The sequence below is a fragment of the Desulfomonile tiedjei DSM 6799 genome (assembly GCF_000266945.1).
Lineage (GTDB): Bacteria > Desulfobacterota > Desulfomonilia > Desulfomonilales > Desulfomonilaceae > Desulfomonile > Desulfomonile tiedjei.
This window is the reverse complement of record NC_018025.1, coordinates 3,101,579-3,124,996: the sequence shown is the minus strand read 5'-3', so window position 1 is coordinate 3,124,996 and position 23,418 is coordinate 3,101,579. Positions and strand designations below refer to the sequence as shown.

Below are 23,418 nucleotides of genomic sequence, written 5' to 3'. Positions count from 1 at the left end.
AGGAGGATGAGAGTATGATCAAGAAATCCATCATGATTTTTGCAGTTCTTGCCATGCTGGCATTTGGTGCTTGCACGTGTTGGGCTTACACGGCTAGCAAGTGGCCGGTTCCCGGTATACCGAATACCGTGTTCGGTCCTGGTTCCGCCATGCCTGGAAATACCGCATACGGCGCATACGGTGGTTACGACGGATACGGGGGCTATGGCTCATACGGCTGGTACGGGTATCCGGGACATTACGGCGCACATGGTAGAGGTTACTATGGAAGAGGCTGGCGTCGGGGCGGATTCTGAAGTAAGAGAGAGAAGATTTATTCCTCTCCCTTGGTTTGTCTTTGATCGTCCCGGAAGTGGCGGCGGCGCAGGTGGTGCAACTGGTGGAGTTCCTGGCGGGAGCTAAGCGAAGCAATCGCGTGAAATTAAGCGCCTGAGTCCCAGGCGATTGCCACGTCGCTGCGCTCCTTGCAATGACAATCATCTGTTTTCTTTGATGGTTTATGCCTGTGAGTTCGTAAATGCATCTTCGGTCAGGCCTAGGGCCAGTCCCATCAAGATGAGCAGGATGTTCTTATTTTATGTGCATATAGTCAGTGCTAAAAATTCTGTCGCTTATCCCGCGTGTGAATTACGGGATATTGGTAGGGACCGGCGTCTCTGCCGGTCCATTCTATCGATATCATTGATCATATTGAAGATGTGCCGGCACGGGGGCACGGCACCCACCAATATTCCTAATCTTCAATCGGATACTAATTTTGGCATTTACTATAAATGCGAAATGCTGTTACGAGAAGCTTTCCTGACCGATCTTCCTACCTTGATTGCACATAGGTATGAGTTTCTCTGTACGGATCTCAGAATTCAGAATTCTTACTGCAATTCGTCTTTCCAGAATTTCAACCACATTCCCGATACCTTGCCCGAGGAGTCGAAAACAACCCGTATTTCCGGCTGTTGAGATTTTGAGTAAACTCCTTTGAAACGGTAAATCGTTCCTCTTGGGAACAAAAAGCGTGGCTTCAAGACTTCCACAAGTTCCATTCCTCGATAATCACCGAAAATCGACCTGATCTGCTCGAAAGCTTGACGTTGCATCTGGGGAGTCAATCCCTTCTGCATTTCGGGCGTGAATTCACTCGATAGCGGTTCGAATTTGCTCTGCTGCCAGTTGGCATAAAGAGAATCGGTGATCTGACGGGATTTTGCCACGTATTCGCGGTTGATTCTGTCTTCTGGCACTCTTACGAATAGAATGGATGATGCTTGAGAAAGTTCGCCGAAAAAAAGGATTACAGCGATCGAACACAAGATCGCCCTGGAGATTTTCATCTTAAGCATGGATTTCCTCCGATTCGGGGTCGTGCTCATGTACTTTCAGGATTAGAAAGTCGGAAGTTGTGCAATTTTCCCGCGATAGTGGTGTTCCTCGACGAGTTGAGGTTCTCTTTCACATGGGCATGCATTCAAAAACCCCTTATTCGATCGAGAAGACAGCGTAACTTTTGGTATGCCTCCGAACCCGTCCGCACTATAATGAACACTATATCAAAATCGATTTCGGATTTGGTTCAAAAATGTTCCACCCTAGCCTTCATAGACATGCGATTTAGGGGCTGAGCCTTTGCTCGACGACATCATGAAAGACGAAGAAAAAACAAAAGATCAGTTAATTCGAGAACTCCGGGATATCCGCCGACGATTGACAAAATTGGAAGCCGCTGCAGGGGATCAGTCCGCCGTCCCGACTCATGTTCCGGATCCACAGCGAACGACCGAGCTGGTTTGGGACCCGGATGAACAAGTCCCGGTTCTCGATGAAGCGGGTCAGGACGAACAGTTGCCAGTGCCTTTCCCGAACGCTTCAACGATTTCTGCCCCTGAATCGGATGAACCCCAACGCAAAAGCGTGACGGAAACGGGAAGTTTCGACGTCAGGTGGATCACGATGGCTTCTTTCGGGAAGCTCATTCAAGTAATACCCATGCCGATTTTACTGGTGGATGAATTCGGGACCATAGAATTCGCCAATAATGCATTCCTGAAACTCTGTCTCGTCTCTGACAAGCCGCGATCTTTCTTTTCGCTCTTTGCAGAAGATTCGGATGCAGTAAGAGACATGTTCATCAGACTCTTGACCGAAAGAAGACCTCAGTTCCGAGAAGGCCTGATTGGCAAAGGAGAAAGCAAACTCTGGGGCAGAATGCATCTGAGATCGATGAGGTTCGGGCATCAGCGGACAATTCTTGTGTTGCTCGAAGATTTGACTGCAGTGAAGCACGAACTCATTCTGAATAAGAAATATCGAGCTCTTGTAGACATATTCCCGATAGGAATAGCAGAATTCGCGCTGGGGCGTCAGGTCAAGCCTGACCACAAAGAGGATGAACTGCTCGATCTTGTGTTACGTGCCAAAATTACTGAAGCGAACGGAACATTTGCCACATTCTATGGATTGCAGAATGGTGAGGAACTGAAGGGAATATCCCTGAATACAATACTACCCCGAGATCACGTGCATTATCTGGAAACTTGGATCGAGCAACAATTTGCGGTCAAATCGTTCGAGACTGCAGAGACAGGTCCTGACAACACAGTCAGGTATTTCGAAAACACCCTGGTAGCAAGTTTTCAGGAAAAAGGGCTGGTCAGGTTTTGGGTGATGAAACAGGACATCTCGGAACGCAAACGAGTCCAGGCAGAACTGGTGGAGAAGATCAGGACGATTGACGAGCTGTACGAACACATCGTTCAATCCCGAGAGGCAAAAGTGCTTGCGGAACATACTGCAAGGGTGGCACACGAATTGCGTCAGCCTTTGACCATAATCGGAGGATTTGCTCGACGAATGGCAAAGGAGTCCGCAACCGGCAGGTTCGATCCGGTAATGAACAGCGACAATTTTCAGATCATTATCAAAGAAGTTGCGAGGTTGGAGAAAATTCTGAGGAGACTCATAGATTTCACAAAACATGATGCAGTCAGTCTCCGGAAAGTGAATCCGAATAAGCTGATAGAATACGTTGTAGGAATTAACACATGGATAATACGAGAGAAGAACCTGTTGGTGGAGCTGGACCTCGAAGAGGATTTGGGGCAGTTACTGCTGGACCCGGAGAAATTCGAAGACATGGTCCGGAATCTACTGGCAAGCTCGTTGGAAGCTTCTCCTCCCCATGAGTTGATTCATATCAGCACGAGGGTAACAACTCCCGGCGAGAAAGCGCAGCGCACTGGAGAATTGGAATCCAAATCCTATTTCCAACTAAAGATACACAATAAAGGCGAGCCGATTTGTTCGACGGATCTGGAAAAGGCGTTCGATCCTTTTGTTACGACAGAAGGTATTCGAGGTGCAGTCGGATTCGCTCTGGCCAAGAAGAGCATCGAGGATCATCGTGGATCTATTTCTCTTACTTCGGACGCAACCGGGACACTGGTTACGGTTTGGCTTCCCATGAATCCTTTGCATCAGGAACGATCGCGTGGAGATTCCCGCAGTCTTTGAACACTTTCATTGTACGGTTTAGGAACGTCCGAACTGATTCCTTGCTGCGGACATGTCGCATGGTACGAGGGAACTCATATATGCTGATTTGAGTTTTTCTATACGGGTAATCGAATCCATCAGCCTCGACTCGGGAATCTCTCCGGATTGCAGAGCTTCGAATATACGTTGACGAGCACGAAAAGCTTTCTCAGGATTGTTGCAGATGAGAAGCAAATCCGCTCCTGCAGTAAAGGCCATAGTACATGCATCTTCAACGGAATAGCGGTCTGCAACGGCTCCCATGTCAAGATCGTCAGTAATCACGATCCCGCCATAGGAGAGTCTCTCTCTGAGCAGTCCGTTTAGGATCGCACCGGACAGGGTCGCAGGCAAGAGCTTATCCATTGATGGATACAGTACATGGGCAGTCATCATCATCTCAACCTGCATTTTCGCGGCGGAGCGGAACGGAACCAGATCCAGGCGCTCAATCGATTCAAATTCCCTCGTGTCCATGGGCAGGTCCACATGTGAATCGACAAGCGTCCCGCCATGTCCGGGAAAATGCTTGCAACACGGGATAATCCCTTTGGAACGGAACTCATGAATAACAGTAGTCCCCAAACGAGCCACTTTGTCGGGATCGAATCCGAAGGATCTGTCTCCGATGACCGATGAAGTCAGGTTTTCGGGACTGCCGATCACGTCCATCACAGGAGCGAAGTCAAGATTGAATCCTGTAAGCGTCAGCTCTTCAGCCGTTCTGCGAGCGAAATGACGCACCGAAGCTTCCGGATCGGGACGCGAAGAGAGTTCGAGGGCAGGCGGAAATTCTGTGAATCCCTCTTTCAGGCGGCGAACACGGCCCCCCTCCTGATCCACTCCTATGAAAAGGCCATTCGAGGCGCGCCCGAAAACCTGGAGGTCGTGATTCAGTTGCGCTACCTGCATGGGAGACTTGATGTTGCGGGAGAAGAGAACTACTCCCGAGGGGTTGAGGTCTTTCAGAAACGACTGGAGTTCGCGAGAAAACTCAGTTCCTCTGAAACCGAGAATGAAGAGTCTGCCGATATCTCTAAGGTTCATGAGACCTGTCTTCACCGGAGCTTTACATCAGAAATAACTGTGTAAACCGGGGAGGTAATTTACGCCGAAATACGTGAATAAGACTGCACCGAATCCAATAATCGACAATAATGCGGTCTTGCGTCCTGTCCAACCTCTCGTCAGACGAGCATGGAGAAATGCGGAATACACGAGCCATGTGATGAGCGACCACGTTTCTTTGGGATCCCATTGCCAGTAGCTTCCCCAGGCATAATCCGCCCAAGCGGCACCGGTGATAATTCCAATGGTAAGCATGGGAAATCCTGCAAGAATTGACCTATACACTATCTCATCGAGCGTCTGCCGCCTTGGCAGGTGCCTGGCAAAAAAATCAGATTCTCTTGCCATTAACAGCAGAATCGCAGCCACAAAGGAAACGGCAAAGCCCGCATACCCCAGAAAACAGGTGATCACGTGAGCAATCAACCAGTTTGACTGCAGCGCTGGGATCAGGGGCTTAATACTGGGGTCCATGAGAGAAGTGGATGCAAGCACCAGGGTGACCAGGGGCAATCCCAGCAAGACCAGCAGGTCCATATCGAATCTGAAACGTGCGACGATGAGAGCAAGCGCTATGCACCACGCAAAAAATACCAGAGACTCGTAAAGATTCGAGAGAGGCGCATGGCCGATACCCATTTGGTAGGACTCAATCCACCTGAGGCCTATGGCCCCGGTATGAAGTGCGAATACAAAGATCAGCGCCCCTAAAAGATACCTTTTTATTGTCTTTGTTTGCGATCCGGACACTTGAGCAATGAGATACAGGACCGAACAGGCCAAGTATCCGAAAGTAACGTACGTAATCAGTTCGATACTCTTCATAGTTGATTCCAGCAAGAGTCTCCTATTTCATTTTGGTCTGCGGAGAGCGAGACTGCAGAGTTCCTCGTATGATTTCCTCTACGGACTTTCGGAATTCTTTTCTCATACTTCTACTTCTGCAGGAAACGCGGATAGCAGTACGAGTTTCCTCTCTCGTAAGAGTGAGGTTGATTCGGCGAAAATTCGTGAACAGCGTAAGGAAAAATCCTATAACGAGTAATCCACATCCAATCCATACAACGAGTGTACCCGGATCGTACCCTACCTGAAGCCCCGTCGCATACAACGGGGTGTAATCGGCAAAAGCTAGCTGGACGTCTCCAAGTTGCACCGGACCGGTCTTCTTGTATACACGGAGGGAACGAGGATTTTCTCCTTGCTTATTCACCGCCAAATCCACTCCGGCTCCGCGCTGCGTGGTCCCCGGGTCGAGGCTCATCAGACGAGCTTCGTAGTCTGTCCCGGGAATCGTCTGGGTACTTTGAGGACGAAGCAGCAGATCGGACTTGTTCGAGTCCGGTCCCGTAACGGTCAGTCTCACTTCTTTCACATCGACAACCCGGTAATCGGATTGAAAGAGGGAAATCCCTTTGTAGGTGAGAGGATGATTCACGAGAATGGATCCACTGCGCACTTCTTTGCCGTTTTCTAATATTCTTACGTCACTTCTGAACTCTTTGGGTTCTCCGCTGGGATACCGGGTCAGAGAAAAGGCCGTCACAGAGATGGCAAAGGGAAGTGTTTTGGTTTCTCCCGAATTCAGCGAGAATTGCTGTGCGGATGAGCCTTCCTTTATCAAAACATGTCCGCGGTATCCGTAAAAAAGACCTATGACACCACCCAAGAGGATCACAATTATAGCTATGTGGATAAGGGGAAATCCAAGGAGATATATTCGATCTTTAATCCACACGAATTCATCGCTTTTTGCCGAGCGCTCCGGCTCACGATTCATGAATGTATTCAGTTTGGGAAGCAGAATTTCGATGAGCTTCGCAGGGGACCTGGTATCAGCTAGCTTAAGGCTAAAGGTACTTCTTCGGGATCTTCCTTTCCACTCACCAGGGATTGCCGGGAGTCTCTCAATTAAGCACCCGAGGAGGTTTAAAGACAGGAGAACCAGCAAGAAAGAGAACCACCAGCTCCTGTACACATTGTTCAAGTCCAATATCACAATCAGTCTGGACGAGAATGAAGTAACCGGACCTATCTCATGTGTCTGAGGAACAATGGTTCCGACAACCGAGCCTGCTGCAAGGAGAAAAAGAAGAACAATAGTGGTCCGGGCGGATGTGAAGAACCCGCCGATACTGGATATGATGGAACCCTTCTCCTCAGTGGAAGAAGAATTCCCCGCAACTCTTCCCTTCATATATGGATCGTCTCCCCTAACGGATGAATTCGTTTACTTTCGGAACTGCAACGCCCTTTTGCATTTTTATGAGCGCGCGGCTTTACTCCCTGAAGTTATATCACTTTTGTCCGAACACAACAAACCTTCACACCCTATGAAACGTGCAGAAAATGACGATTAACCATGTTACCGGGGTATGGACGATTCCTCCTGCCGGGTGTTCACCAAAGTATGGTCCTGGATAAACCTGTCGAGGAACCCTTCAAGGACAGCACGTACACGACCGGGCACTTCCGTAATTACGGAAAATCCTACGGACCCGAGTTCCCAGGTCGCTGCACTCGTGGAGACAGTAGCCTCGCGAACAATTGAGACCTCTTGTCTCAACTGTAAATCGAGAGAATAAAAATGACCGGCGAGAAACTTTATCGTATTGATGCTTACGTAAAGCCAGGGGTGATCCGCCGAGGCACGCCATTCTTCATCAGTCAGGATCTTTATGTCTGTGGCAGAAAGCTTCGATTCCACAAGAGACTTAAGGTCGTTTGCGGTCAGACCGTCAGCTTCTATATCGGCTTTCAATGTTTCGACGATTACGAATACCCCCTCCAGCCCGTGAAGGGTTTCCCGAGTGTATTCCGTCAGATCCATGCATAAGCCTCTTTCCCACCGTACTTTGGTACGGAAGAGATTTCCCCGTTCCAGACGGCAAAACATGTGGCCGGTCAGTATCACTCCTCATACATCAATACCGAGATATCTGCAAGCATTCGCAGATATCGACTATCGAGGTAGAAGGAACCGGTGCTAACGGAACACTGGTGATCTGAATGGATGCGTTCGCCACCCGACACATAGGGAAATGCGCCTGAAACGGTGAACGCGGATTTATGAAAGCTCTCGTAATTCCAGCCTTTAAAGGTTGACAAGCCCCGAGGACGATTCTAGAATCGACTCGGTGATTTCTCAAGTCTTCCCTCTCTTTATTACACAAGCCCCTGCAAAAAGAAGGTATTCATGAACGATAAGCAATACGTCATCGACGATCTCAGCGCCAACGAAAGCTGGCGCATTTTCAGGATAATTTCGGAATTTGTCGACGGGATAGAGCACTTGCAGGAAATATATCCGGCGGTTTCCGTGTTCGGCTCTGCCTCCATCACCGAATCCAGCCCTGTATACGAATTGGGGAGAAAAGTCGGTCGCCTGCTGGCGGAAAGCGGCTTCTCCGTAGTAACGGGAGGAGGTCCCGGCGCTATGGAGGCTGTCAATCGAGGCGCATTCGAGGCCAAAGGTAAATCGGTCGGTCTCAATATCCAACTCCCCAGAGAACAAACAGCGAATCCCTACACGAGCATCAGCATCGATTTCCGGTACTTCTTTGTGCGGAAGGTTATGTTTGTCAAGTATGCGGTCGCATACATTATTCTTCCCGGAGGATTCGGAACTATGGATGAGATGTTCGAAGCTCTCACTTTGATTCAAACGAATCGCATAAAGCCGTTTCCGGTAATTCTATTAGGAAAGGATTACTGGAAGGATCTCATCTCATGGATCAAGAAAACCATGTTAATGAAGCATCGTATGATCTGCCCTGACGACATGGAACTGCTTCAGTGTGTTGACGATCCTGCCGCTGCAGTTGCAGCTATAAAACGTATCGTCATATTGTGAGGGATTGTAAGGAGAAATTGTGCAGAGTAGGGCAGGTGGTATGAAGAATTCGGAGGAAACCAGAGGTTCCCTCCGCACTGAATTACTATTCCCCCAAATCAGATCTCAATTGTATCCCATGGGACCGTATCCGAAGGCCGGTGCTTTCTGCATAGGACCAGGTTTGCATTTGGTCACCGGAGGCGGACCGCACGGAGGTGCCAGGGGCATACATCCCTGAGGTGCACAGAAATTCTGCTCGCACTGTTTCTTGGAAAAAGCGCTGCCAATCATTCTGAAAGGAAACGTGATAACAGAGAACAATTTTGCAATCGGGTTGAAACCTTCCTCAGGTCCGCATGAAGGCGGAGGACAGGGCTGAGGGAAACAGCCCGCCATGGGCCGCGGACCAGCCATAGCAGGACCCGCCATTGGAGGCATCATGCCCGGAGCCGCATTTCCGTAAACAGGCACTTTCAATGGTGGCGGACACACTCCCGGGCCACAATAGGATGCCTGAGCAGAAGCTATTATGAGGAACGGGAACACCAACACAAGACCAACGCATATGAGTCTGTAAACCATACCCATACTCCTTTGAAAAAAAGATAAATAAACCAATCTGTTTTCAAACTTTATAAACCTACATTATCATTTTTGAGGTAAGTGGTCAATACAAAGGAGCCTGAATCTGGGAGGATAATTCGTTTAAGTGATAAAAAACATGAGTTCGATTTCGACATCAACTTTAAGCTTTGTTGTGTTTGATACAAAAATAATTTAATGCATATGGCAACTTGTATCAATATGCTAAAGTAGTTTATTAACTATTTGACGGCTCCACGAGCAGCGCGCTCTCCACTTGCCCAGCCTCTATTTTGTCCACTTGATCCTGGCGCATGATACCGTATACTTGTACCTCAATTCTCGAATGGTTCATGGTGCGAGGACATTTCATGTGTGCTCAGGATGTAGATATCATTGTCGTGGGAGCCGGTCATGCCGGGTGCGAGGCGGCTCTGGCGTGCGCCCGGATTGGGCTTTCCGTATGGATGTACACCCTCAATGCCGATACCGTGGGGCTGATGCCCTGTAATCCATCTATTGGAGGGCTGGGAAAAGGACACCTGGTCAAGGAGATCGATGCACTCGGCGGAGAAATGGGCAGGGCGGCAGACGCCTCTTGTATTCAATATAAGATCCTCGGTACCAGTAAAGGTCCTGCGGTGCAGGGATCCCGGATGCAATGCGATCGACTCGATTACTCCCTGGCGATGAAATCGGCAGTCGAACGAGAATCGAATCTTTTGATACGGCAGGAAATGGTTGAACGATTGCTCGTCCGGGACAATCGATGCATAGGCATAATCGAAAGGTCCGGATACGAAGTAACTTCACGTGTGGTGATCCTCGCGACCGGGACATTTCTGGACGGAACCATCCACGTGGGAAACGTATCGTACGGTGCAGGACGTTCCGGCGAATTCCCGGCGAGGGAACTCGCGTTGCACCTGCAAAGCCTTGGACTGCCCCATGGACGTTTCAAGACAGGCACGCCGCCTCGAGCCAAAGGTTCCACAATAGATTTTGCGGCTATGGAGAAGGACTCGGGAGATGAACATTTCAGTCCTTTTTCTCTCCGTACAGCCCGGATCGACAGGCCCAGACGGTCTTGTTACAAGACCTATACTTCACCCAGGACCCACGAGATCGTAGCTGGAAATCTTCTGAAATCACCGTTGTATTCGGGGATTATTCAAGGAACTCCGGCTCGGTATTGTCCTTCCCTGGAGGACAAGGTCGCGCGATTTCCTCATCGCGAGAGACATCCTATTGTAGTGGAACCTGAAGGACTCCACACGTCGGAAGTGTATTTAAAGGGGTTGGGAAATTCCTTACCGCCGGAAATCCAAGTAGACCTGGTCCGGTCGGTTCCGGGATTGGAGAACGCGGAAATCGTCAGGCCCGCGTACGCCATAGAATACGATTATATTCATCCGACTGCGCTAAAATCTACGCTCGAGACCAAACTCATCCAGGGCCTGTATCTCGCCGGCCAGATCAATGGAACTTCCGGGTACGAGGAAGCTGCAGCACAGGGATTGTGGGCCGGAATCAACGCTGCTCATTCCGTGCTGGGACGAGAGCCTTTTCTTCTGGACAGGTCCGAATCGTACATGGCCGTTATGGTGGACGATTTAGTTACCCGAGGCGTAAATGAACCGTACAGAATGTTCACCTCCCGATCTGAATATCGCCTGCTTTTGCGGGAAGACAATGCTTCGGAAAGGCTTATGAAGAAGGGAGTCTCACTGGGGCTGATCCCTGAATTCATGGGCAACGAGCTGGATGAGCGAATGCGTGAGGTGGAGTCTCGCATCGAATTCCTGGACAGCGTGCGAGTGACGCCCGGTGGACAGATCAACGATCTCATTATGTCCAGGGGAGGAAAAGAACTCCGGGAAACGATCTCAGGAAACAAGCTGTTGAAACGGCCCGAAATAATGCTCGAGGATCTGATGAATCTGGGAATCCTTCCTCTTGTCATCGATGTTCGAGTAGCCAAACAGATTGAGATTCAAATAAAATATCAAGGATATATCGAGCGGCAGAACAGGGAAGCCGCGCAATTCAGGCGAATGGAAAAGGTGCTCGTCCCGGAAGACATGGACTATGAAGCCATCCCCGGACTTTCTCGCGAACTCCAGGAAAAACTGAAATCCGTGCAGCCCAGATCCCTTGGGCAGATTTCCCGTGTTCCGGGGGTGACACCAGCAGCATTGACCGCTCTTATGGTGAGGATAAAACAGAGAAGTACCGTACAGAATCGAGAGGCCGTATGAAGAATCTTCAACGTTTTGAGTGTGGAGTCCTTGGGCTCAATCCTCGTTAAACACGATAATGCTCAGTCGCTCGGGGCCGTGAACACCGATGGTAAGAGTCAATTCGATATCTGCAGTACGACTGGGACCGGTTTCCAGGGTGATGTTTGTGGGCAAGGGTGAGCTGCCTGCGCCAAAGAAGTCATCTAGTTTATGGTAAATATTACGTGACGAGACCATGGCAATATGGTGTGCCGGGAGCAATCCAGCCTGTACGGTCGAGCCGTTTTCACTAGTACAAATCAGGCTTCCGGTTTCGGCGATAGCTCCGCGAACCTCTTCAATGCATACCGATGCTTCGCGATAATTATCAGTCAAGCGATCCTGAGGAATCGATACGGCCTTTTCTTTTTCCGTGATCCTCGGACAATAGACCGGTCCGTCATTTTCAACAAGCTGTGCAATGATATTGTTTAATTCTTCGTAGCTGTTCACAACCACGGGGTCGGCGGCCGTATTGGCTGCGGTTTCCGTGAAGATTTTTACCAGGTATTCGGTCACGATGTGCCTCGCCTTGGGTCGGTTTTCATTGCAACTATATTGAGGCCATAGTCTCCGAGAAATCGGATCCTGTCAACGGTCCCGCTATTGCGTCGCGAATAATGTGGAACTCCTGCTGTACATCGGAAAAAGCGTCCACCAATCCGGGATCGAAATGATTTGCCCGGCCCTCCTGAATGATCAGGCTGGCTTCTTCGTGGCTGAAAGGTCTCTTGTACCGTCTCTCCGAGGTTAGGGCATCATATACATCGACGAGCGACACGATTCTGGCTGAAAGAGGTATTTCCTCTCCCTTCAATCCATACGGATAGCCGGTACCATCCCATTTTTCGTGATGGTAATAGGCGACCTCCATGCCTAACGACAGGAAGCTTTTTTCGCCTAGTGTCGTGACTGCTTCTTCCAGAGCTTTGCCTCCGAGAAGAGTGTGGCGTTTCATTATCTCTCGTTCCGTCACCGTGAACAGCTCATGCGACAACAGGATAGAATCCGGCATGGCCACTTTCCCGATGTCGTGGAGCACAGCGGAGCGTATCAGGTCGGTAGTATAGTGATCGGTAACGATATCGCGGTATTGATGCATGTCGGAAAGCCGATTACAGAGAATTCTGCAGTATTTCTGAATGCGAATCAGATGCGAGCCGGTTTCGGCATCTCTGGATTCGGCCAATTTGGCCAAAGAAAAGACCGCCATATCCTGGGTCGTCTGGACTTGCTCCAGGAGCTTGAGGATTTCCTCTTGCCGGAGAATTTCTTCAGTAACGTCCAATCCCACACCGAGAATGCCCTGAACTTCACCGTCCGTGTCGATCATCGGGGACAGTGCCAGTGAGATGATAAGGGTGCGGCCGTCTTTGGTGAGTTGCTGCATGTTTCCGTGTACTGCTCCGCTCTTGGTACGGATCACAGTGCGAAGCTGTTCCACGGTTTCTGTGCTAAGAGCATCGGGAGGGTACAAACGAGTGATCTTGCTCCCTATCATCTCATCTGATGAATATCCGAAGATGTTCTGCGCGCCCGTATTCCAGAAGAGCACGTTTTGATCCAAATCCGTGAGCACTATTGATACGAGTGTCGAGCTATCGAGAATTCCCTGGAGAAAATCTTTTGTGCGGATCGCTTCCAGAAATTTTCGCCCGAATTCCGTCGCCGGTTGCGGGCCGACCTCGTGCTTGCCCGGTATAAGCGTAGATGCTATCTGATTCTCGAGTTCGTTTATCTTTCGCCGTAAAGCGCGAATCTCCTGTACAAGCTCTTCCTTGGAATTGTGCCGATCCATGCACTTCTCCGCGTGAATTTCTTGAAAGGGAATGTTTGGTCCGGATACGTTTGTTCAACGTACATTGATGGAATTTTGTACGAAAGACAAGTTTAAAAAGAAGACCAAAATTCCAAAGGAATGGTAGAGCAGAGGAGGAATGCAAGAAAAACTATCGGATTTCGGCACGGTTGAACGCAAGCTGGTGGAAATTAGCGATTCCGGAAATCCAAAAGGCTCAATAAGCAACCTGCCGGAGCTTCATAGTAAAGAATCTGCACAGATTTATTCCGATTTGCGGATAAACTTTCATGATTTCCTGGAATTGATGATGTCGCAACACATATGCTTCGGTAACGACATCCGCCACGCACGTTGCGTTCGGAGGCATGCGGGTGAACAGGCTTAATTCTCCAAGGAATGCTCCTTCGCCAACTGTGGCTTTCGCCTTCTGTTCGTCTGTGCCGTATTTCTCGTAGATAGTTATCTGTCCGGAAACAATAAGATAGATGGAGGAGTTCTCTTCTCCTTGCTTGATAAGGACTTCTCCCGGTGAGAACGTCTCAACGGAAATCACCGAGGAGATCGCATGCAGTTCGCGAACACCCATCCCTTCAAAAATAGTGAAAGTCCTGAGTTTATTGATTTTGTCGATTATGTCGGGCATGGTTATGTCCTCGTGGAGAATGCGCTTCAAAGCGTAATCAGCAATATCGCGAACATGGGGTTGGTCGTCGCTGAGCCTGGATTCAACAACCGGCAAGAAGGAGTATTCGGGCATCTGCTCGGCAATCACGAAGAGCGCCAGCATACGGGTAATTGGATCGTCCGATTCCACCAGAAAAGTAACAACTCTTTCAGGAGTTTCTTTGCGCACAAGCGGAAAGAGCTTTCTGCCTTCCTCGATTTTTTCATTTAAGGGAATGTCTTCAATAAGCGGAATGAGATACGGACTCAATTCCTTTTGTATGGAGTTCTCTACCAGTTCGACCGCAATAGAAGCGGACTCGGACTTAAGTGCCTGGTACATGAGTCTCATGTCGGTATGATAGACCCATAACGCATAGAAAATCAGACTCAGGTGTTCCTCATTTGCCGCTAGAAGGTGATCCTTGAGCATTTTCACGCTCATACCTTCTATTCGGTCGAGATCTCTGACTGCTATGAGATGCCAGTACGCTTGAGCAAGTTCTTTACCGAGAAACGGCACTATTTCAAATTCCGTCAATCCCGAAAGCCGTATGACTTCGAGAATAGCCTGCTTTGTGCGAGGCGGCGCTTCCAACAGGGAAACTTCAAGGAATGGGAGAATGAGTTCGCCGTACCCCATGAGCGCTTCAATCGCGGCTTGCCTCACGTCGTCATCAGTGTCTTCCAGAAGCTGAATGAGCTTCCGCACTGCACGCATATCTTTTGATTGAGCAAACGAAGCCGCTGCTTCCGCTCTCGTGAGAGAGTTCTCGTCATCAAGGAGTTTTAGAGCGATCTCGGGGTCCATAACCGGAGCAGCTCGTTCCGGCATTTCAACGGACTCTTCTACCCGATTGGCAACAGTAGCGGACCCCAGTTCTGCCGTCGCTCCCGCTCCCTCGAACGGCCGTACTGCTTCTATCTGTTCGAAATCAACCTGCTTTTCTGCAATAACCTGTTTCAGTATTCTCGTGTAATGCTTTCGGAAATTCAGTGTCTCCACAAGCCAGTAAAGAGCGAGAACAAAAGCGATATACGACAGACTTTTGGGAGCAAGATAGGGCTTGAGAAATATCATGGTGAGGGAGCCTGAAAGCATACCTACTTTCAACACACTGCCTCGGATAAACGTTCTGCTCCAGGCCTGAAGGTCAGACGGGATAATGCTGTACAAAATCTTGTTCACAGGCCCGGCTATAGCTCTCTGAATGAGTATTGTGGAAAACTGGCCGTATGCAGCAACAAAGATATTGAAGAACAGAGGCAAGGATCCGAAGAGCACCGCGAAATTCAATGGCTGAACAATAGATGAGTTGGCCAGCCCGATTGAGGAGTACATTCTCCCCATGAAAAAGAGCAGGACAAAGGTAACTAATGTTGTTGTCCCACGGAATATGCTCAAAAATGAGATCAATGATTGTTCCGAATGAAACGTGCTGTTGGCCACCACACTGAATTGAAAGAAGAAAATGGGAAGCAAAATGTTGGGTATTAATCCGGTAACGACCAGATAGCGCACAATTGGGTATTCTTTGATCAATCGGGGAACTTCGGTCAGCCCGATAGTTTTTGCTACTCCGCGAACAGTCTGGATTTTCGGTTTGACATGGGAAAGAAATCCGCTCCCGGTGCGCCACATGTACACCGCAATTGCGAGCGAGATTCCCGCAAACACGAGGAGAACCGGATCTTCGCCCCTCAACAAGACGGTCAGAGGTCGGGTGAGAAAACTCCCCACAGTGGTCCCGAGCACCTGTCCTGCGGTAATGAGGGGAAATATTCTCTTGCCTTGGCGGGCATCGAAGAGATCTCCTGCAATATTCCACAGGTAAACGAGCAGAACTGAATCCAGCAAGTAGAGCAACTGGTAAAGTATCGGGTATGAGATGCTCAGATCGGCTTTGACGGTAAAGAAGAGAAGTGTGACGAGAACACCGTACAACCCCAGGAACGCTGATAGGAGTATATAATCGCTAAATTTCCGTCCCAGTCGATCTATGACCCCCATGACGAAGAACGTCAGGATAGCGTTTATCACCAGCATATAGGGGATGTAATTGGGGCCGTACCTCTTCAGAAATGCAGTATCGACATAGTTTCTGAAGATTGCCGTTACGAGAAAAATTGCGAAGCATATCCATGCAATCCAGATGAACTTGGAGGCTTCGTGAAGATATACTTTGAGGTGTTTTTCCAGAAACTGCTTCATACGGATTCACTGGATCGCGTGGATTTCAGTTCCCCTGATCCCCAAAATACATGGGGGACCGAATAAGGCTGTTTTCTTTCTCCTGTGCAGCAGATGCGGCTCTCTGAAGGGATTTGCTCGGAGCCTGAGCAAAACAGGCCAGATTATAGAGAAAGAGTAGGGAAGCATCAAGGATAATCAATGTTTCTGCTGGCTATAAAACAAGCCTTATTCGTAAAACCGCTCGAGAGGGTCAAACGGAATAGGTGCGAAAATAATCCTGCGGAATCTCCTCGACAAATCTGGAGAGCTTCACCGGGACCTGTCCCCGGGTTCGATCCAGTGCAGTATGCGGAGCCACAATAACGAGATTGTGTTTGGCCCTTGTGGTTGCCACATACATAAGTCGGCGTTCTTCCTCCAGATCATCGGGAGATACGAGAGCCATCGGGGAGGGGATGCGGCCTTCCGCCGCCCAGATGAGGATCACCGTGTGCCATTCCAGACCTTTTGCCGAGTGTATGGTGGAGAGCACCAGGCTGTCCTGTCTCTCCCTTTCGGAGCTTCTCTCCTCATCCGGAGGCTCGAGAGCCATGTCATTGAGAAATCTATTCAGGCTCTTGTAACTCGAAGTCAAATCCGCCAGGTACTCCAGATCGCGCATTCTTTTGGGATAGTTGTCGTACTTTTCCTTGAGCACGGGGAAGTAATAGGCATTTATGAGTTCCACTTTCTGCGATATGGGATTTGTCTCATTTTTGAGTTGGAAAACAAGTTCAAGCAACCGGTCCAGATCTTTGCCATATTTCGGGGGCTTGGATACGATCTGGGCAGTGGAACGGGGTATGCCGTCCTGGCAGATAGTGCCGGCCAGTTGAAGGGCGGTCTTGTCGCCGACGCCCGGCAGAAGCTTGAGAATACGAATCCAGCTCAAACGGTCTGCAGGATTGTGGATCACTTTGAGATGCGCAAGCACATCCTTTATGTGCTGACTTTCCAGGAACTTGAATCCGCCGTATTTCACGAAAGCGATATTATTGCGCGTCAGTTCGCTTTCCAAATCGAAGGAATGGAACCCTGCTCGAAAAAGCACGGCTATTTCGTTCAGTTCCACGCCATGCTCGTTTAATTCCCGCACGCACTGGACGACAAATTTACTCTGTTGGCGTTCCGTAGATGAACGGGCGCTTATGGGGAGAGGTCCTCCGGTTTTCTGAGTGAAAAGCCGCTTTGAGTAACCTGCAGCAGCCCGCTGAATGATGCTGTTGGTCACACTCAAGATGGGCGCGGTGCTGCGGTAATTCTCCTCCAGTCGGATAATGCGCGTTCCGGGAAACAGATTCGGAAATTCTACGATATTCGTAAAATCAGCGCCCCGGAACGAGTAAATGCTTTGCGAATCGTCTCCCACAACCATGACGTTATCGTGAGTAAAGGCGAGTAGTTGCACAATGCGAGCCTGAAGCCGGTTCGTGTCTTGGTATTCGTCTACGAGCACATATCTCCATTTTTCAGATATTTCCGTCCTGATCCTCGGATGTTCCTCCAAAAGCTTAATCGTGTTCACGAGTAAATCATCATAATCCATAAGATTATTATTCTTTTTATGTTCCTCATACTTGACTTTGATAATGTCGATCTCCGGGGCAAATTCGCCGAAATGAGGACAACGCTTTTCTATTGCTTCATTCACACTGCATGCACATCCGACTGCTCTGCTTATTATTTCCGCAATGGTTCTGGTCTTCGGGAATCCTTTTGGATCGGTCAAAGGAGGAACAAGGTTCTTCTTCACATGGTCGATGGCTTCCACGGAATCGCCCTGATCCATAATGGAAAAGGATGAATCGAATCCGAGAAGGGCCGCATACCTTCTGAGCAACATGTTGCCCGTGGAATGAAATGTACCTCCGGCAATGGCGGTCAGCCTGAGACCCAGGAGCTGCGATGCTCGCGAGAGCATCTCTTCGGCTGCCTTTCGCGTGAAGGTCAGCAGCAAGATGGATTCGGGTTCTATCCCTTGTTCCACAAGCCAGGCAACGCGGTACACGATGGTCCTGGTCTTTCCCGAACCGGCCCCGGCAATGATGAGCAGAGGTCCTTCTGGAGCCGTTACAGCCTCAAGCTGCGCGGAGTTCAAATCCTGTTCGTATGCGATGTTTGAATAACCGGTTTTTTTCATATTTCACTCAGATAATTTAATCATTCTGGTGAGTTTGTCTCCAGAAAGAAAGTTCGTGTTCAAGAAACGCTTGGCTAAAAGCCATCACCTATGATATGGTATCGCTGTCGCGGGTTTTCGGGGAGGTGCAATTCAGTTATGGATCTCAAGGAGGATTGCGTGAACAATTCAGTGCTCGTAGTGAGTTGCCCTCTGTGCATGAATCACTTTTCTCATTGTCGAACCGTCGAGGGCATGAACACGTCTCCTTTCGGATATGGTTTGGATTTTCGCGTTGTTCCTAAAGACTGCAATCGATCCTCGGACGTAGCAACCTGTCCCCACTGCCATTATACGAGCTTAGTACAAGATTTCCATCAACGAGTCCCCGGACACGTGAAGGAACTGGTCAAGTCCCAAGATTATCTGGAACTTTTTGAACACGAATCCGAGGAAGAGCAATGCGCGCGTAGTTGGCTGGCTCTTACTTCGATCTTCCGTGCAAAAGGCCTCAACCCCCGAGACTTGGGCTTACTGGCACTCAGGGGCTCGTGGTTTGCCCGGGAAATCGGAGCGCTCGACGCAGAAGAAGAACTCCTGACCAAAGCAGACCGTTTCCTGGACGATGCGCTTCGCCGCGGGCTTACCAAAGGAGATCCGGGAATGGTTATATACCTGCTGGGAGAAATTAACCGCAGGAAGGCCGAGTTTCTCAGAGGTAAGGAGATGCTGACGTTTCTCGGCAATAATCCACGGTATCGATATCCCGCTTTGCTGCTGACCGTTCTGATCGAGGAGGAGGATTCGACACCATACTGGTCTCATTATGCTCCCGACCAAATGGAACAGTTTTCCCCCAGATTCAAAGGTCTTTTCCCTGCCTTACGCAGCATTCCACCGAAAAAAATCGATTATTCCCCGGATGAACTCCGGGAACAATCAGAACAACCTGACGACGACCGCCAACGCTTCTAACACCTATTCGCTTTCAAGCAGTAATACTTGAGGAACCTTTTCTGTAAAAAAGGTTCCTCAAACTCCTCCAAAAAACTTTTAACACTTGTTTAAACAACAGTTTTTTCAATAGAAAAAACCGTTATTTGAACCAAATGCTAAAAGTTCTTAAGAAGGGGCTTGGGCCCCGCCAGACGCGGGGTTAAATACCGATTCTCGAAAGTAATCACGGATTGTGAAGAGCAGTTCCCAGCACTTGGTAGCGCCGGCCTCCGTGCCGGCGAACAATTCACCAAACAAATCAATCAGTTCTCGTCGGCAGGGACGCCGGCGCTACTGATTCTTCCCATTGCAGGCATTGGATTCCGTCAAGACTTTCGATAACCGCTATACAAGAAGGGTTTCCCCAGTATTTGCTGCTTGAAAGCGAATAGATGTTACAGGATCTCATGGCGTGAGATGCGCTGCCATGCTTGCTTAAACGGTCGGGTTACCGAATTATCTAACGCTCCGTCGAGCATTCTTGCATTGAAAACAATATATCAACTTGATATTCTACTTTGTCTGAAAGAATTCCACGATTTAAAGAGGGCTGAGGGAGGAAAGGGTTTATGAGACCGTACTTCGAGAAAATGGCCGAAATAGGCAAACCGCTGAGCGCTTCCAAGAAAAAGCAGACTGAAGAAAACGTCGCGCAAATCAAGAAAATTGAAGAAGAACTGCAAAAAGAGATTGAGAAAGTCAAGTCAGCCGGGCTGCCGACCGAGAAGATCAATCAGAGAGGACAGCTCACGATTTGGCAAAGACTGGAATACCTGGTGGACCCCGGAACCTGGTGTCCTCTTCATTCCATCTTCAATCCTGCAAATAATGAAGAAGGAACTACCAACGTTGTAGACGGTCTCGGAAAGATCAGCGGCAAGTGGGCCGTGATTATCGGATTCGACAACAAAGTGATGGCAGGGGCCTGGATTGCCGGACAATCGGAAAACGTCTTGCGCGTAACCGATATCGCAAAAAGACTAAGGCTGCCACTCGTATGGTTAGTTAACTGCTCGGGCGTGAAACTCACGGAACAGGAGGAAGTGTATCCCGATCGCAGAGGAGGCGGCACGACATTCTTCCGTCACGCGGAACTCGAGAAACTGGGAATTCCGGTTATAGCGGGAATCTACGGAACGAACCCTGCAGGCGGAGGGTATCACGGAATCAGTCCCACTATTCTCCTTGCTCATAAAGACTGCAACATCGCAGTCGGTGGGGGAGGAATCGTGAGCGGAATGAGCCCCAAGGGGTACTTCGATGAAGAAGGGGCAGAGCAGCTTATCGAAGCCACGCGCCACTTCAGGGAAGTCCCTCCCGGGAGCGTTTCCGTTCATTATGATGCTACGGGATTCTTCCGGGCCGTTTTCGAGACCGAAGAAGCCGTTCTCGACACAATCAAGGAATACATGAAGGGTGTGCCTGCATTCGATCCGAAATTTTTCAGGGTGGCTGCACCGGCTGAGCCGAAGTTCGATCAGGAAGATCTCAATAACATCATTCCTATGAACCAGAAAATGGTCTACAGCTTTGAGGATATCCTGGCTCGCCTTTCCGATAACAGCGAACACATGGAATTCAAACCGAAGTACGGCCCGGAAGTATACACCGGTCTGGTCAAGCTGGATGGATTTCTTGCCGGAATCATCGCGAATAAACAGGGTTTCCTGGGAAATGACTATCCTGAGTACGCCCCCTATCCGGGAATAGGTGGTAAGCTGTACAGGCAGGGTCTCATCAAGATGAATGAGTTCGTGACATTGTGCGGCAGAGACCGGGTTCCTATCGTATGGTTCCAGGATACTTCCGGAATCGATGTGGGAGACATTGCCGAGAAGGCGGAACTCTTGGGTCTCGGACAGTCCCTCATCTATTCCATAGAACAGACCAATGTGCCGATGCTTCTCGTCGTGCTTCGGAAAGGAACGGCTGCCGCTCATTACATCATGGGCGGACCTACCGCAAACAATCACTGCACGTTTTCTTTGGGAACTCCCACCTCCGAGATTTACGTCATGCATGGTGAAACAGCGTCGGCCGCATCGTTTGCACGCCGTCTGGTCAAAGAAAAAGATGCAGGAAGACCTCTGCAACCTGTCATCGACAAAATGAATGAACTTGCACGGCAGTATTACGAGAATTCAAGACCGATATATTGCGCCAAGAGGGGATTCGTGGATGAGGTGATTCCATTTACGCTGATGCGTAAGTACATGACATCATTCATTGGCGGCGCCTATCAGAATCCCGATTCAATCTGTCCTCACCATCAGATGATGCTTCCCAGAATCATTAAAGGATAACCCTGTGTTTCTGTTGCGGGACCCGCTTTAGCCGAATGCAGGTCCCGCAGCTATTCTTCCCGCCAATTGCCGTTATCGATTCTCCGTGATAATATATTGTTCATAATTTAGTTTGCTCTTAGTGTATTGAATTACAGGTAGAGAAATAGTACTCGCGAAGGAGAGCCATGAACGATACTAAACAAAACGTAAAGGACGCGTTTTTGGGGGAGTCGCAAGCATCCTGCAAATATCTGGCATTCGCGCGCCAAGCAGAACAGGAGGGACAAAAAGGGGTAGCAAATTTGTTCAGGGCTGCTGCGGCTGCCGAGACTGTTCATGCTCGCAATCATCTATCCGTGCTCCAGGAAATTAAATCTACAATCGAAAACCTCAAGGCTGCATACGATGGAGAGCATTACGAATTCACCCAAATGTATCCCAAATTCCTTGCTCAATCGAAGCAACAGAAATTCGGTAAAGCGAGTGGATCGTTTCACTGGGCCAATGAAGTGGAAAAAGTGCATGGAACTTTGTATCAGGAAGCCATCCAATTGCTCGAATCAGGTCAAAACGTTCCTGAAGTGTACTATTATGTGTGTGATCGGTGTGGTTATACTTCGAAAGAAATTGCTCCTGAAAAGTGTCCTGTATGTGGAGCGAAACGGGACTTGTTCTTCAGAGTAGGCTAGAATATATCATGATGACCGGTACAATCGAACCACGCCGTGGTTTGCTGTAAATAATGCATCATTGGGTCAAGGCCATCCGAGACCGTCATACGAGGGGAGCATGTCAGCAGAAATAGTATCCGTAAAGAATATCGGCCTGAGGGGGGTTGCGGTAGCCGATACAAAAATCAGCTTTATCGACGGCCAAAAGGGAGTTCTCATCTATCGAGGCTATAGAATCGAGGAACTCGCGGAAAGGTCGACCTTTTTGGAAGTAGCGTATCTGCTGCTGGAAGGGAATTTGCCTTCCAAAGAAGAGTTGAGCCGATTTGAAGAGAAAGTGAAGGCCGGCCGAGAATTACCGCAGCACGTTATTACTGCATTAAAAGCAATGCCCAAAACCGCCGATCCCATGGACGTCCTACAAGCCTCGGTGCCCATGTTGGCCCCAGACGATCCCGACTTGCAGGGTGCAGGTAGGAATGCCAACGTGAACATGGCGATTCGCCTGATTGCACGCATGCCCGCTGTCGCTGCTGCCTGGAACAGGATTAGAAACGGCCTGGAACCGCTGCCACCTGACACCAATCTCGCGCACGCGGAGAATTTTCTCTGGCAACTCAAAGGTGAAAAGCCAGATCCCGAAATAGCGAAGGACCTCGATGTCTGCCTTGTGCTGCATGCGGATCACACCTTCAATGCGTCCACATTTGCATGCCGAGAAGTTGCTTCTACTCGCGCCCATATGTATGCCGCGGTAACTGCCGGAATCGGCGCACTTTCAGGAAGTCTGCATGGAGGCGCGAATACTCGCGTCATGGGCATGCTTCTTGAGCTCGCTGACGTGCCGGACGTCGAACAATGGGTTAAAGATCAGATCGATCACGGCAATCGCATCATGGGCATGGGGCATGCCGTGTACAAAACAATAGATCCCAGGGCAGTTTACCTGAAAGAGATGGCTACCCGACTCGGCAAAAAAACGGGCCAGGAAAAATGGGATTACCTCTCCAAGACAGTGGAACGAGTGGCAGTCCGGGAGTTCGATAGACGCGGGAAAAGTGAAATCAGACCGAACGTGGATTTCTTCAGCGCACCCGTGTATCACATGATGGGTATTCCCCGGGATCTTTTCACTCCGATATTTGCCATATCCCGTATTGCCGGTTGGTGCAGCCATATAATCGAGGAGAAATTCGCAGAGGCTCAAGATAAACCCATGCTGTACAGACCTCAAGCCGAATACGTGGGGCAGTACTGTGGACTCATGGGGTGCGTATACGAACCTGTGGACTCCAGAAGATAGAAACGTCTGTAGTCTGTTTTCCTGCATTCATCGAGAACATACTGATACGCATTGC

18 protein-coding genes are annotated in these 23,418 nt (G+C 49.4%); 8 read left to right on the top strand and 10 right to left on the bottom strand.

Features of this window, described 5'->3' with window-relative positions; genetic code table 11:
* Positions 1–14 precede the first annotated feature (14 nt).
* Positions 15–296, top strand: a complete 282-nt coding sequence (locus DESTI_RS13095; RefSeq protein WP_014810450.1) for a hypothetical protein — start codon at positions 15–17, stop codon at positions 294–296.
* Between the two features lie 576 nt (positions 297–872).
* Here DESTI_RS13095 and DESTI_RS13090 read toward each other — a convergent pair.
* A complete protein-coding gene (locus tag DESTI_RS13090; RefSeq protein ID WP_041286195.1) occupies positions 873–1,340 on the bottom strand; it encodes a hypothetical protein in 468 nt (155 codons plus the stop codon).
* Positions 1,341–1,638: 298 nt separating this feature from the next.
* Between DESTI_RS13090 and DESTI_RS13085 the strand changes: the two genes are divergently transcribed.
* Complete coding sequence (locus DESTI_RS13085) at positions 1,639–3,507, top strand: histidine kinase dimerization/phospho-acceptor domain-containing protein (RefSeq protein ID WP_014810449.1); 1,869 nt, start codon at positions 1,639–1,641, stop codon at positions 3,505–3,507.
* Between the two features lie 18 nt (positions 3,508–3,525).
* Here the strand turns inward: DESTI_RS13085 and nagZ are convergent, their stop codons facing one another.
* The 4 genes from nagZ to DESTI_RS13065 all read right to left on the bottom strand — a co-directional run bounded on the left by nagZ (position 3,526) and on the right by DESTI_RS13065 (position 7,426).
* On the bottom strand, positions 3,526–4,575 hold the full coding sequence (gene nagZ, locus DESTI_RS13080) for a beta-N-acetylhexosaminidase (RefSeq protein WP_014810448.1): 1,050 nt from the start codon (positions 4,573–4,575) through the stop codon (positions 3,526–3,528).
* Between the two features lie 27 nt (positions 4,576–4,602).
* A complete protein-coding gene (ccsB, locus tag DESTI_RS13075; RefSeq protein ID WP_014810447.1) occupies positions 4,603–5,421 on the bottom strand; it encodes a c-type cytochrome biogenesis protein CcsB in 819 nt (272 codons plus the stop codon).
* Between the two features lie 22 nt (positions 5,422–5,443).
* On the bottom strand, positions 5,444–6,793 hold the full coding sequence (locus tag DESTI_RS13070) for a cytochrome c biogenesis ResB family protein (RefSeq protein WP_014810446.1): 1,350 nt from the start codon (positions 6,791–6,793) through the stop codon (positions 5,444–5,446).
* Between the two features lie 168 nt (positions 6,794–6,961).
* Entirely contained in the window at positions 6,962–7,426 is a 465-nt protein-coding gene (locus DESTI_RS13065; protein WP_014810445.1) for a hypothetical protein, read from the bottom strand.
* 366 nt (positions 7,427–7,792) lie between these two features.
* Here DESTI_RS13065 and DESTI_RS13060 point away from each other — a divergent pair, with 366 nt between their 5' ends.
* Complete coding sequence (locus DESTI_RS13060) at positions 7,793–8,449, top strand: LOG family protein (RefSeq protein ID WP_014810444.1); 657 nt, start codon at positions 7,793–7,795, stop codon at positions 8,447–8,449.
* A 105-nt stretch (positions 8,450–8,554) separates the two neighbouring features.
* Here the strand turns inward: DESTI_RS13060 and DESTI_RS13055 are convergent, their stop codons facing one another.
* Positions 8,555–9,013 (bottom strand): hypothetical protein, encoded by a 459-nt coding sequence (locus DESTI_RS13055; protein ID WP_014810443.1) that lies wholly within the window; start codon positions 9,011–9,013, stop codon positions 8,555–8,557.
* Between the two features lie 371 nt (positions 9,014–9,384).
* Between DESTI_RS13055 and mnmG the strand changes: the two genes are divergently transcribed.
* Positions 9,385–11,271, top strand: coding sequence for a tRNA uridine-5-carboxymethylaminomethyl(34) synthesis enzyme MnmG (gene mnmG, locus DESTI_RS13050; RefSeq protein WP_014810442.1), 1,887 nt, complete (start codon positions 9,385–9,387; stop codon positions 11,269–11,271).
* 36 nt (positions 11,272–11,307) lie between these two features.
* Here mnmG and DESTI_RS28870 read toward each other — a convergent pair whose 3' ends face one another.
* The 4 genes from DESTI_RS28870 to DESTI_RS13030 all read right to left on the bottom strand — a co-directional run bounded on the left by DESTI_RS28870 (position 11,308) and on the right by DESTI_RS13030 (position 18,129).
* On the bottom strand, positions 11,308–11,811 hold the full coding sequence (locus DESTI_RS28870; protein WP_014810441.1) for an LUD domain-containing protein: 504 nt from the start codon (positions 11,809–11,811) through the stop codon (positions 11,308–11,310).
* Between the two features lie 34 nt (positions 11,812–11,845).
* On the bottom strand, positions 11,846–13,090 hold the full coding sequence (locus tag DESTI_RS28865) for an HD domain-containing phosphohydrolase (protein WP_014810440.1): 1,245 nt from the start codon (positions 13,088–13,090) through the stop codon (positions 11,846–11,848).
* Between the two features lie 217 nt (positions 13,091–13,307).
* On the bottom strand, positions 13,308–15,968 hold the full coding sequence (locus tag DESTI_RS13035) for a cyclic nucleotide-binding domain-containing protein (protein WP_014810439.1): 2,661 nt from the start codon (positions 15,966–15,968) through the stop codon (positions 13,308–13,310).
* Between the two features lie 232 nt (positions 15,969–16,200).
* Complete coding sequence (locus DESTI_RS13030) at positions 16,201–18,129, bottom strand: ATP-dependent helicase (RefSeq protein WP_014810438.1); 1,929 nt, start codon at positions 18,127–18,129, stop codon at positions 16,201–16,203.
* A gap of 159 nt (positions 18,130–18,288) precedes the next feature.
* On the opposite strand from DESTI_RS13030, the gene DESTI_RS13025 reads away from it, so the two are divergent.
* From DESTI_RS13025 to DESTI_RS13005, 4 genes are all read left to right on the top strand, one after another.
* Complete coding sequence (locus DESTI_RS13025) at positions 18,289–19,083, top strand: DUF2225 domain-containing protein (RefSeq protein WP_157212157.1); 795 nt, start codon at positions 18,289–18,291, stop codon at positions 19,081–19,083.
* 590 nt (positions 19,084–19,673) lie between these two features.
* Positions 19,674–21,407, top strand: a complete 1,734-nt coding sequence (locus DESTI_RS13015) for an acyl-CoA carboxylase subunit beta (RefSeq protein WP_014810436.1) — start codon at positions 19,674–19,676, stop codon at positions 21,405–21,407.
* A 167-nt stretch (positions 21,408–21,574) separates the two neighbouring features.
* Positions 21,575–22,078: a rubrerythrin family protein gene (locus tag DESTI_RS13010; RefSeq protein WP_014810435.1), complete on the top strand. Its 504-nt coding sequence runs from the start codon at positions 21,575–21,577 to the stop codon at positions 22,076–22,078.
* Between the two features lie 100 nt (positions 22,079–22,178).
* Entirely contained in the window at positions 22,179–23,363 is a 1,185-nt protein-coding gene (locus tag DESTI_RS13005; RefSeq protein ID WP_014810434.1) for a citrate/2-methylcitrate synthase, read from the top strand.
* Positions 23,364–23,418: the final 55 nt, after the last annotated feature.